The following is an 11700-nucleotide window of genomic DNA, read 5'->3' as shown; positions in this document are numbered from 1 at the left end:
ACAATTTGCAATGTTCCATTGTCACTTCGTTTCTTTTCGGATCGGGCCGGGATGCAGAAGATGCGGTGCATCCCTCGATGCTCCTGGAAAGTCGCCCCTCTGCTCTGGAGTGACATTTCCAATGACCGATGTTGGATGCACCGGGATGGTATCTCCCGTCTGTTCACACCAAGTATCCAGGACCCCGCGTAGCTCTTCCAAAATCTCACGATGCTCGGAAGACTCAACAAGATTGGTGAATTGTTGTGGATCCGTTTGAACATCGTACAACTCTTCAAACGGTCGTGGCTGGAGGAAGACGTCACGCTGATGCTTTTGCAATTTGCCATCCGCTTCGGTATTCCACAATTCTTTGCCCGCAGGGAAAACGTCGGCAGATTCGGCACACAAGTTTTGATCTTGATGGTTGTGGTTGCGGAGATAGACCCAATTCTTGTATCGCACCATCCTTTCATTCGCAGGATAGGTATGCCAATTGTGCTCGGCGAAGATATAGTCTCGAACATGTGCGTCGGGATCAGATAGAACCGGCACAAGACTGACTCCCTGAAACTGTCGCGGAATCGCAATATCCGCTAGCTCAAGAATGGTGGGTCCAATATCGATCAAGCTCACGAGCGATTCGGTGCGTTGGCCTTCGACGATTCCAGGCCCAGAAATGACCAGAGGGACTTTTGCCCCGGAATCGTACAGCCGTGTTTTGCCCCGCGGGAATGGTTTGCCGTTGTCGCTGGTGAAGATCACATAGGTCTGTTCTCTGATCTCTTGCGTTTCGAGTGCGTCGAGCAACAACCCGAGGTAGAAATCGGTCCGCGCGACCTCGTGGTAATACCCCAAAAAATCTGTTCGAGTCATTGGGCCATCGACCAAATACGGAGGCACAACGACATCCTCGTCACGGAACCGGGGAGCGTTCTCGTTGAATTGCCAATCACGATGAGCATCATGCGAAGCAAACCAAAAGAAAAAGGGTTGGTTTTCAGGGCGGTTAGTCAGCGTTTCCACCCAATTCTTCGCCCCGCTGGGACGCCCTCCATGATGGATCTGATCGAAGGCGTCCGCCAATCGAGACTCATCGTTCGACCGTCCGTCGTAGCTCATGTGGTTTTTACCGCAGAGAACGCTGTGATAGCCTTTGCGTCGTAGTCGTCCGGGAAATTTCCATTGATCTCGCGGCAGCGGCGTGTGTAACTCGGGGGCTCCCGTGTTGTGTGGGTACCGGCTGGTGATGATGCTGCAGCGACTGGGGCTACAACTGCTAGCGGTCACATAAGCGTTTTCAAATGTAAGTCCCGACGCCGCCAATCGATCTAGATTTGGGGTCGGAACCGGGCCGCCATAGGTCCCGACGTCTTCGAAAGAAATGTCGTCGGTAATGAAAAAGATGAAATTTGGACGAACCCCATTCTCCGCAGATGCAGTCGACAGACAAGCCAACAAAAAGGAGAGCAACGCAATGGCCAAGCATCGCATCTGGAAAACAAAATCAATCATAAGTGAAAGTTAAAGAACGGTCGGGAAGACACTGATACACAAGCTGCTGCATCCGTAGGCGACGAGTGTAGTCGGCTTCGTTTGGAGCAAGGAGATTTCCGGTCAATGTAGCCTCCTTGAAAATTCAATTTTACCAACACGCGTCGGAATCTGCAGAAGCGGCGTCTCCTTTCCGTCTTCAACCGCCAGAGCTCTCTTTGGATTTATAGACGTTGGTGGTCGCTTCTACGTCACCGACCACTAAACGATTGCTTGTCAGCTACGTAGCATCGGCCCTAACAGCATCCATCTGATGTGTCACTAGGACGCGGAAAACGAACAGGGAGAGATTAAAGCTGATGCTGTCACTCATTGTGGATGCAAACCATTCACGAACACACCCGGAAGGAGAGCTTCCCACCCAGGACGGAGAATTCAGTTCAGCTACAAACTAGTTCCTACGGCGTTACATTGGATGCTGTGAACTGCAGTTATCAAATGATGAAAACACGCGATCAGTTTCCCATCGGATGTGCCCCATCGCCGTCCGCGTGTACTTTACTAAAAGCTGATCGGATCAATTCGGTTCAACTTCCAATGGTTGATTTTAGGAGCGTTGAAAATGAAAGCCGCACTACTTTGTTTTGCGATGGTATACCTTGTGTTCCCGTGCGTCACGGTCGCGCAAGCTGTACCAACGGACGTAATAAAGGACGGATACTACGACCTCGGCGGATTTCACTACAAGGTCTCGACGGACTCCGCCACTGCGCAGAAATGGTTTGATCGTGGGCTGGCCCTTTGCATCGCCTTCAATCACGAAGAAGGCGCACGCTGCTTTGAACGGTCGATTGAAGACGATCCTTCGTTGGCGATGGCCTACTGGGGTTTGTCATACGCATGGGGGCCGAACATCAACAACACGGAAATCGAACCACACCAAATCGCCGAAGCTAATCTCGCAATCCGACTCGCCCAGTTACATTCGCGGGACTGCACATCGCTTGAGAAAGCGATTATCAACGCATTTGCAAGTCGATACGAGACGCCTGTACCAGAGGATCGCGAGCCACTGAATCGTGCATATTCCAATGCAATGCGCGATGTCTATAAGAATCACAGTGACGATCCACTGGTCGCTTCGTTATTCGCCGAATCGCTGATGATCCTGCGACCGTGGAAACAGTGGAGTGCCGACGGCACACCGGCCCCAGAAACGCCAGAGATCGTTAACGTTCTCGAAAATGCCCTGCGAACCACACCAAACTTTGCTGCGGCTAATCACTTATACATTCATACGATGGAGGCCTCGCCCACACCTGAAAAAGCACTCGCCGCTGCGAACCGGCTCCGAAACCTGATGCCTGGCGCCGGGCACCTTGTTCACATGCCGTCGCATATCGATGTGTTGCTCGGCAACTATGAAAGCGTCGTCCAAACCAACCTGCGAGCCATTGAGATAGACAAGGAGTTTTTAGAACGCCAGGGTGGTATGAACTTCTACACGTTCTATCGAATTCACAACTATCATTTTGTCGTGTACGGCGCCATGTTTCAGGGGCAAAGCAAGATCGCGATGAAAGCGGCAGAGGATCTTGTTACGCAAGTCCCGGATCAGCTGCTGCGCACTCAGACTGATTTCTTGGATGCGTTCATGCCAATGAAATTCCACGTTCTGATTCGCTTCGGCCGCTGGGACGACATACTCGCCGAACCGGAGCCAGCCGAATTCTTGCCAATGAGTCGTTCGGTACGGCACTATGCAAGGGCGTTAGCATACGCTGCGACCAACCGAATTGATGATGCGGAAGCCGAGCAAGCTCTTCTCTCCAGTACCAGAGCGCAAGTCCCCGAGACAAGCATCCTATTCAACAACAAGTCTCGCGATATTTTAGGAGTCGCAGAAGCGATGGTGGCTGGCGAAATCGCTTATCGAAGAGGCAATTTCGAAACGGCATTTCGACATCTGCGCAACGCGGTCAAGCTTGACGATGCAATGAACTACGACGAACCCTGGGGATGGATGCAACCGGCCCGACATGCGTTGGGCGCGTTGCTACTTGAACAACGCCACTATGAGCAAGCCGATCCAGTGTTTCGAGCGGATCTCAAAAGGCACCCAAAAAATCCTTGGTCGCTAAACGGTCTCGCTGAGTGCCTGATGGAGATGGGAAAAATCGACGAAGCAGCCACGATACGAAAGCAATTCATCTCGGCAACTGAGCATGCGGACGTCACGATCGATCGTTCATGCTTTTGCCGACTCGAATAACACAACGCCAGCAGGACTGTCTTTTGGTCAATGCACTCCGATGCAACTTCCAGAAACGAAAAACTCTCATCGCTGCCTGGCTGTCCAGCTTTCGACGAGAAGCCATGTCTCTGGAACAGTACAGCCGCCATCATTGACTCGGCAACCGAAACAAAGAGAACTGGTCCCAATTAATACTCTTTGATTCAGATTCCAAACTTACGCCCGCGTTGACCTGGCTGCTGACTTGTCATTTGACTGTAGCTATAGAGCGGATTCAGCAGAGCTGTCGCGATGGTGGGCGTATGCTCCAATCACTGCGACATGATGATGAGTCCCCATGTTAGAAGACAAACCGAAAACGCACCGATCGCGCATCGCCATACCCTGCGATTGCTGAGCCATGCCCATGGGCCCGTCCACGCATGGAGTATTGCGGCGACTGTGCCAAAGACGGGGATTCCCCAAACTCCGATCACAATTGGGATATAGACGCCGAATCAATGAGGCTTTTGAATGATGTGTGAGTATCCAAATGTCATGGCGCATGAAGTCCGCTCATACGGTGACCGGTTGCTCTTTTACTGGCCCCTATCAATCACCCTTTGTAGTTTGGTGATTTTGCTTTCCGCGGGATGTGATTTTGGTGGAAGCACGCAGCGTGAGAATCGAGAAACCGGGCCAGGTGATGTTTCGGTCGATCCCCAGATGCTGATTGGGGCACGTTATCGCGGCAGGACAGGCGGCCATAACTTTGACGATATGATTTGGGAGTTTGATGAGTCACACTTTCGCATTATCGCTGGCCAAGCCGGAATGCCATCCGATCTGACGGATGCCTTGTTGCCTCCCGGCGAAACCGGCTATCGCATTGACGGTCGCTGGAAAGTCGATGGTGATTCAATGTCTCTCACGGAGCTATTCCTCGATGGGAAGCCCGTCGAAACGCCGACACGAAAACTGCGGGCGATTTGTACGCCGGTGATTCGCATTCAAGCAGCCCAGCACCAATACATGTTCTCTAGTGGGGCGGAGGCGTTGGAATGGAGACAAGCCGAGATTCTGCCATGGCTTCCCGACACAACCCTGGCGATGGGCAGCGTTGATTTCGACAGAGAGAACGAGGGTTGGTTATCGGTTGGCTACCGAGGTATGAGCGCCGACGGTGAGACGACTAGCGATTCGGCGACTTTATGGTTGAGGCTTGATAGCAGCGGATTTAGTTCAGCGAAAACTAGTACGCACGCTCCTCGCGTGTGCCGACTGCAACTCAACGGCGACCAACCGGCAACCATGCAATGCCTGGGGCTTTCACCAGGTGTCTATTTATTCTATGCCGCATGGGCTCCACCGGACCCAAGAGCCCTGAACGGCGAGGTCGTCGTCAAATCGGAACGCTGGCGGCTTCGCAGTCCATTCGTTGCGACTTGGGTCGTTGTCGACGATCGCCCAATCACTCACCTGAAGTTCGACTTGGCAAGTGTCGACCAGGGCGACATTGAGGTACGTGTTCCTAGCAGCGATTCAAAGCAGTCGGTTTTCGTCCTGCCATGGGGAATGGATGAAACCACTTCCGCGACACTGTCTCTGGAACAAGCATTCGAGTTCGCGTGGTGGACCGGTTTCTGGATCCCCATCGAAGATTCATCCGGCGCGATGAAGAGTATTCCAGTCGGACGATATCGAGTCTTCCTCGTGGAGCACGACTTGGATGCCAGCAACGATGACTCCATCGCCTACGACACAATTGCCGATTTCAGTTTGAAAGACGACCAAATCGTGATTGTCAAAGAGAAAAAGACGTCGGAAGTAACTTTCTGAGAACCGCCGACAACATCGCTGCCCAAATAAATGAGTCTCAGCCTGGCGAGGATGGCTTGCGCAACTCTGTTTCGACTAGCTCCTCACAAGCAAAGCTCTGGCCATTTTGCTTTGCCAGACACAGCGAGTCGACAATCTTCTCCACGTCGACGCCCTGCTTGTCTGCCTTTTCCAATTGCCCGACTGTCAGATCTTCACCGACAAATGCTGCTCTGATTCGCTGCTCACAGATTTTTTCGCTCGCATGCACCCTGTGACAAAACCAATTTGTCATGCTGGCGACCGGTTTTGAAGATCATCACAATACAAATCCAAGCAAGACGGTGGTCAAGTTGGCCAGTAGCGATGCCCGCAAGGCAATTGACCATGGCAGCCGCGATGTCCTATTAGACGTGGTCAGTACGCCGGTGTAAAAGACTGTCTCAATCAGGAATGCCATCGCCTCAAGCCCCAAGAATGCGGCGGTCCCCTACCAAAGTCCAAACCGGAACAGGAACTCGCCACGATCGAAAAATCAAAGAGAAAATAACTAGTGAATAGATCCTTGCTCTTTTCAAATTGGGACCAATCAAATTCCAGTTTCAGGTTGTCGAGCAGCCTATCCGCAGTCGACCGACAAACCGACCGCAACAAGATTTGCCATTGAACTTTAAAAACTTTAAACGACTTTCAGGCAGTCCCCATCATGACTCACGACAAACAAAACGCCGTCACTAGGAAGGCCTCTGGTTTTCAATTCGCCATTGCGAGCAGAATCGAGTTTCTTGATGCGGAGCACTGGGATCGCGTGACTGCAGGAGCGTCCCTTTTCATGAGTCGACGCTACTTACTCTCTGCCCAGAACGAGTTCTCTGGGCAGATTGTTCGCGACTTTGCGATCGTTTACGACGATGGCGAGCCCGTCGCCGCAATTGCGACTCAAACGTTCGACGTCATCGGAACTCAACTTTATGGAAATCACTCAGCGGCCACGCAGAATCTGCCGGAGCAATGGAAGCGGAAATCGCTTTCACTGCTGAAACGACGAATCATGATTTGCGGCAATGTGCATACGTGGGGGCCACACGGTGTTGCAATCGCAGCAGGCCGAGACCAACAGCAGATCTGGCAGGGTATCGCCGAGTGTCTGTATCGAATCCGACGTGCCAATCGACTTCACGGCCAAGTCGACTATGTGATCGTTAAAGACCTCCTTGAATCTGAACCACTTGATGCATCGGCACTGCAGCCGTTCCGCTACGGATCGATGGAAACCGAGCCGAATATGGTTCTTTCGATTGATCCAAATTGGCAGGTGATGGATGACTACCTAGGCAGCCTGACAAAGCGTTACCGCGCGGCAGCAAGAAAGGTAAGAAAACCGTTCGACTGCGACACTCTCTCGATATCACCGATTGAAAATCTACGAGACGAATCAGAGCGCATCTTAGAACTTTATAAAGCTGTCGCTTCGCGGGCCGATGTCTGTTTGTTTGAATTGAGCAAGACAACGCTTCCACGAATCGCCGAGTCGTTGGCCGATGATTTTGTAACGATAGGGATCCGCGAGAACGGATTACTGATAGGCTTTGTGACGATCATCCGTGATGGCGAAACAGCGATCGGCTTCTACTTGGGCATGGACTACGAAGCAAACTCACGTCTGCCGGTGTATCACGCCTTGCTGTTGGCCGTGATTGAACAAGCAATTCGCTGGCAATGCAAACGGATCTCATTCGGTCGAACGGCGTTGGATGCCAAGAGTCGTTTGGGTTGCAAACCAGAGGCGACTCACGTCTGGGTCAGACACCGAGTTCCTCTCCTCAATTTCGTCGTGCAGCAAATCATGAAAACCGTCAATCACGACGAACCGCCAGAGCGAAACCCCTTTAAGGATGCGAGTTGATACGCATCAATCATCGCTTAAATGAGCGGCGGCGAAAGAATTGATTAGACCGCCTACGCACGATCGTCATTTCTTCGCAGCAATGGTATCTGACCCACCGTGTAGAGAACGTGCCGAAGAGATGATACGAAAAGCAACGCCTAGCCCGTATGGCCAGAAACTCGCGTACGCCAAGAGCATCTGGCGTGCAGCACGACCGTCGCTACCGTGAGATCGATCGGTAGGCCATCATTTCGATGATCGTCAGCTTCAAACTTCGAGCCGTGTCGCCCGCGAGATGGTATGACATGCCGATCTCCTTGGGTGTCGTCATAGGCGAGGCCGCAGCATCTTGCAGGCACAGCGATCCTTTGACTCGGTCACCTCTGGCCCCATGTTTGCGAACAAAATACGCAAGGGCGCAATGACGCGAAGATGCAAAGGACAGACTTTCCGGGCGGGCGTTGGCTGTTTTTGTTTGACGACAACGCCAGATGCGGGGAACTCGATTCCAAATCAACCGATGAAGCTCACCACCACCGCGACTCTGTGAACTCGGCGTCTCTGTGTTTCAATTCCTTCTTGCCCCAACCCCCGAAACACCGTCAAGCATTCGTCTAACGCAAGCCAACACAACAACGACTTGCCGCGTTCTCTGGCCGCTAAGGGTGCTTGCAAGCCTAATCCGTTTGCTCGTGTTGAGGTGTTCTCAAATGTAACGGCTGTGATTGCAAGGGTCGCTCATGTTGATCACGACGGAGCGTGATCGCAACAATGGGGCAATACGTGGCATGACGATCAGTGACGTCGAAGAAAAAACGTCACAAACCGAAAGCACGCCCAGGAGGATTCGAACCTCCGACCGTCGGATTAGAAGTCCGATGCTCTATCCAGCTGAGCTATGGGCGCGGGACCGTAAATTGCCGGTCGAATCAAATCGACTGAGAAGCCTAAAAAGGCTTGGTACAACTGTTGATGTTGTACCCAAAATGGCGGCTAGACGACATGTGAATCAGCAATTGTAGATCATCGCTGCGGTGTTGAAAACCGAGCTATTTTCTTCGTGATTGACGCGTTTTCAGTCTGAAAGAGCGATTGAAACGGACAGGGGTTCGCACCTTTGTCCGGGTCCTGATACGCAGAAGCTAGGCAACTCGAGCGCTCAAAATCCTTGAGCCACGCCAGTCGCAACGCATCCGCCTATTGAAACTCGCCACGAATCAGTTCCGGTACCAAGAAGACGCCGTTGAAGAACTGCGCCGGATGAAGCTCTCGCTCCGAACTGCGGTAACCCAACCGATCGTATTCGTCTTCGGTCAGCGTCTCCGGAATGCCAAAACCGGGGTTCAAGTAATGGTCTCCGTTGAGATCATGAATCTGCCGTACGGATCCGTCGGCAAACAAGAAGTTCGCCCAACCACTGCCGCCTCCATGAAGCGTCAACCAAGACAACGTCGACTGCAAATAGAACTGGTTGCCGCTGCCGCCAGTCGGAGGACGGCACTCCAGAAGCTCCGAATCACACTTCCACTGTTTCGCCAATCGAGAATTGCTTGAGCCGATTAACTTCAGCTTGCGATCACTCGACCGATAGTACGCCGGGCCGTCATTGATCGATTCGCTCAGCAAGCTGCCTCGATTGATGAACGTCCTTCGGTCGGAATCACCAGCCGCGAAAACTCCCTCCGGAGTGTATTCGAAATCAACCGGTGAGATCGCTTCATCGATATCCCCTGGCCCCGCATCACCCATCAATGCGATCGTGCTGGATGGATGCGGCGTCAGCTCCAAATACTGAAGTCGTAGTGGCCCCATCGTTTCACGCAAACCCTTGAGTCCCTCGGCGGCGACTTCACCGGCGGTTCGCAAGACTCCCGTGGTATCGATCCGCACGCGAGGCATCGTGTTAATCAGAAACCAACTGGTCGCGTAATTGTTGTTGTAGCCTCGCCCCAAGAAAGCACGCGAAACGAGCTCGACTCGCGCAGCAGTCAACTCAGCCGTGCTGGCGAACCCATCGCCACAAGTATCGGGGCCGGCGATCTGTTTGAATTCGCAATCACCGCACACGCCGTCTTCCCAACGACTTCTTAGGTTGCCCGTTAAATCGCTACGGCCATCGTTGGTTTCCAGTCCGTATAGTTCAAGGATCTTTTCGCTTCCTCGCGACGGACTGCTTGGACAGAGGATATTGTCTTGGCTCATCTGTCCAGTTGATACCCCATCAGCAACCCAACCCCAAGTATCCACGCAACCGGATCGTTTGAAATCGAACGCACCGGTTGTCAAAGAGTCGTCTGCAGAGCGATCAGCAAAGACAAGAAGTGCGATACCAATGTTTCGCAGGTTTGCGGTACATCGACGACTTCTGGCAGCCTCGCGAGCTTTGGTGAGTGAAGGGAGAAGCAAAGCTGCCAGTACAGCGATGATCGTGACGACGACCAGTAGTTCAATCAGCGTGAACCCGCGACGATTCAATTGCTTTGCCATTCGTATCCGTCACCCGAAGAGAATCTCTTGCAATCCAATGCGGTGACGATACCGATCATTCGGCGGAGTGATAGACACCCTTGAAGGTCTTCATCAAGAATTCAACCTGCCGTCGCTAAATCGCAATACCGGCGGAAGGATAGCACCACCCTCCCCTCTTCCGGACTGTCGGTTTGTCATTTTGGTAAAATTGACTGTTAAAATTTACTAAAGATGCAAACTTTGCGGCCGAGATTTCGGGGTTGTCACTAAATTGGTTTGCTGAGATTTGATGTCCCAAATTTCCGTATTTCCAAGACGATGTCCATGAAAAAACAACTCACCCGGATCGCCCGCCGTTCGGCGATCCTTTCACTAGCCCTCGCCGCGGCATTCTCATTCGGTGACAGCTCCAGCGCGAACGCGGAAGCAGTGACTGCGATGACGAACGCCGAAATTCGGCTCGCTACCGGTTCTAGCACTGACGACGACAGCGGCATCCGCGTTTTCAGCGGAGCAACGTCCACGCTGTTTTTCAATGTTGAAGGTAGTGGCGTTAGCCCATTCTCGGTATTGGCTGTCGCTGACTTTCAAATGTCAGCTACACCACTGGCGACAGGCTTTGCCAACACCAGTCTTAGCCTGTTTGAAGATCCTGCCGGTTTTGCCGCGGCTGGCGATATCGAGGTTTACCTGCTGAACGATACCAGCGCAAACCTGATTGATGCCACCAGCAACCCGGTTGGTTCACCAGCCTATCAAGACGGAAACGATGGTTTCGCAGCAATCGACCCAGTGTTCAATCCAAGTGCTACACCACTTGGAATCGCGACGTTCACTCCAACGACAGTCGATGGCACCGAAACGAATGTCGCGTTGAATTTCACCGGTAGCGATTCAACAACCTTGCTGTCGGCAATTCAAACTGGTGGCGTGATTCGACTCGCAGTCGTTTCGTCGGCGAGCACCCCGAACGTCGCAGCTACGTTCGCTGGTCAAGGGAATTCAGCAGGCCCTGCACCGACTTTTAATTTTGATGTTGTAACTGCAATTCCAGAGCCTTCGTCCGCGTTTGCATTAGCGTTGACCATGACGACCGGGATCGTGGTACGACGCCGACGCAAATAGTTAAACAGTCGGAAATGAAAAGAGCACATCGGGCGTCATTGAATGAGTGGCGTCCGATTTTTATGCGCAAACGACTTTCATGAACCACACATGAAATCATGACCTGCGCACAAAAAAACCCGTTTGCTGCGGCCAAGGTAAAACCACAACAAACGGGCGTTTATCTCGCGATCAAAAGGATGATCTCGAGTGGGGAAGCTGACCCATAAGCGTCAGCCCGCCGACTTGGTCTACGGGTTGCTTCCCCGTTGGCTAGTACAGCAAATTTCCACTTGATCACCTCCTTTAAAAACATGGTTTGACGCATCCGGCCCCTTGCGCCAACAAGAGCGGAACCGGCGGCGTTCGGAAGTAGTCCGTCGCACCGCGTCAGTGCGACCCGACATGCGAATTATCCTCACCCGACAAGTGCTAGGCAAGATTGATCCGCCGCAGAATAGGACGGAACCACTGCACTATAGGTTCGTTTGTACAAAGCTTTTTTTCAAGATTTCCTTCGCGATGCAGGACAGTTTGAAAACGCTGATATGCGAACTTGATAGTCCTCCACAATCGATCGTCAGTCGCGACGGATGTGAACCGCAGCGGACATCGATCCTTAACCGGCTTGCTGGGCAAATAGGCTGATTTTTGCCGGAAGCCAAAATCGGGACGATGAAAAAGTCGGCATCCCGAATTCTGGTGAATTGATTCT

General features: G+C 52.4%; 7 protein-coding genes and 1 tRNA gene. 4 read left to right on the top strand and 4 right to left on the bottom strand.

Translation table 11 applies throughout. The features are described 5' to 3' along the window. Positions 1-21: 21 nt before the first annotated feature. Complete coding sequence (locus LOC67_RS15225; protein ID WP_230263466.1) at positions 22-1494, bottom strand: sulfatase; 1473 nt, start codon at positions 1492-1494, stop codon at positions 22-24. A 601-nt stretch (positions 1495-2095) separates the two neighbouring features. Between LOC67_RS15225 and LOC67_RS15220 the strand changes: the two genes are divergently transcribed. Further along, positions 2096-3745 (top strand): tetratricopeptide repeat protein, encoded by a 1650-nt coding sequence (locus LOC67_RS15220; RefSeq protein WP_230263465.1) that lies wholly within the window; start codon positions 2096-2098, stop codon positions 3743-3745. Positions 3746-4240: 495 nt separating this feature from the next. Continuing rightward, the gene (locus tag LOC67_RS15215) at positions 4241-5545 is read left to right on the top strand and encodes a hypothetical protein (RefSeq protein WP_230263464.1); all 1305 of its coding nucleotides are present in this window, start codon (positions 4241-4243) and stop codon (positions 5543-5545) included. A 37-nt stretch (positions 5546-5582) separates the two neighbouring features. Here the strand turns inward: LOC67_RS15215 and LOC67_RS15210 are convergent, their stop codons facing one another. Continuing rightward, on the bottom strand, positions 5583-5819 hold the full coding sequence (locus LOC67_RS15210) for a hypothetical protein (protein WP_230263463.1): 237 nt from the start codon (positions 5817-5819) through the stop codon (positions 5583-5585). 411 nt (positions 5820-6230) lie between these two features. Between LOC67_RS15210 and LOC67_RS15205 the strand changes: the two genes are divergently transcribed. After that, entirely contained in the window at positions 6231-7430 is a 1200-nt protein-coding gene (locus tag LOC67_RS15205) for a GNAT family N-acetyltransferase (RefSeq protein WP_230263462.1), read from the top strand. Positions 7431-8244: 814 nt separating this feature from the next. On the opposite strand, the gene LOC67_RS15200 is transcribed toward LOC67_RS15205, so the two are convergent. Then, positions 8245-8318: transfer RNA gene (locus tag LOC67_RS15200), tRNA-Arg, on the bottom strand. 291 nt (positions 8319-8609) lie between these two features. Beyond that, the gene (locus LOC67_RS15195) at positions 8610-9899 is read right to left on the bottom strand and encodes a prepilin-type N-terminal cleavage/methylation domain-containing protein (protein ID WP_230263461.1); all 1290 of its coding nucleotides are present in this window, start codon (positions 9897-9899) and stop codon (positions 8610-8612) included. Between the two features lie 306 nt (positions 9900-10205). On the opposite strand from LOC67_RS15195, the gene LOC67_RS15190 reads away from it, so the two are divergent. Then, on the top strand, positions 10206-11006 hold the full coding sequence (locus LOC67_RS15190; RefSeq protein ID WP_230263460.1) for a PEP-CTERM sorting domain-containing protein: 801 nt from the start codon (positions 10206-10208) through the stop codon (positions 11004-11006). Positions 11007-11700: the final 694 nt, after the last annotated feature.

It is taken from the genome of Stieleria sp. JC731, assembly GCF_020966635.1.
GTDB lineage: Bacteria > Planctomycetota > Planctomycetia > Pirellulales > Pirellulaceae > Stieleria.
This window is presented reverse-complemented; position numbering and strand designations above follow the sequence as displayed.

What these genes read in the sequence shown, in the direction of transcription:
- LOC67_RS15225 (WP_230263466.1), bottom strand. Translation starts at nt 1,494, where the DNA reads ATGATTGATTTTGTTTTCCAGATGCGATGCTTGGCCATTGCGTTGCTC.
- LOC67_RS15220 (WP_230263465.1), top strand. Translation starts at nt 2,096, where the DNA reads ATGAAAGCCGCACTACTTTGTTTTGCGATGGTATACCTTGTGTTCCCG.
- LOC67_RS15215 (WP_230263464.1), top strand. Translation starts at nt 4,241, where the DNA reads ATGATGTGTGAGTATCCAAATGTCATGGCGCATGAAGTCCGCTCATAC.
- LOC67_RS15210 (WP_230263463.1), bottom strand. Translation starts at nt 5,819, where the DNA reads ATGACAAATTGGTTTTGTCACAGGGTGCATGCGAGCGAAAAAATCTGT.
- LOC67_RS15205 (WP_230263462.1), top strand. Translation starts at nt 6,231, where the DNA reads ATGACTCACGACAAACAAAACGCCGTCACTAGGAAGGCCTCTGGTTTT.
- LOC67_RS15195 (WP_230263461.1), bottom strand. Translation starts at nt 9,899, where the DNA reads ATGGCAAAGCAATTGAATCGTCGCGGGTTCACGCTGATTGAACTACTG.
- LOC67_RS15190 (WP_230263460.1), top strand. Translation starts at nt 10,206, where the DNA reads ATGAAAAAACAACTCACCCGGATCGCCCGCCGTTCGGCGATCCTTTCA.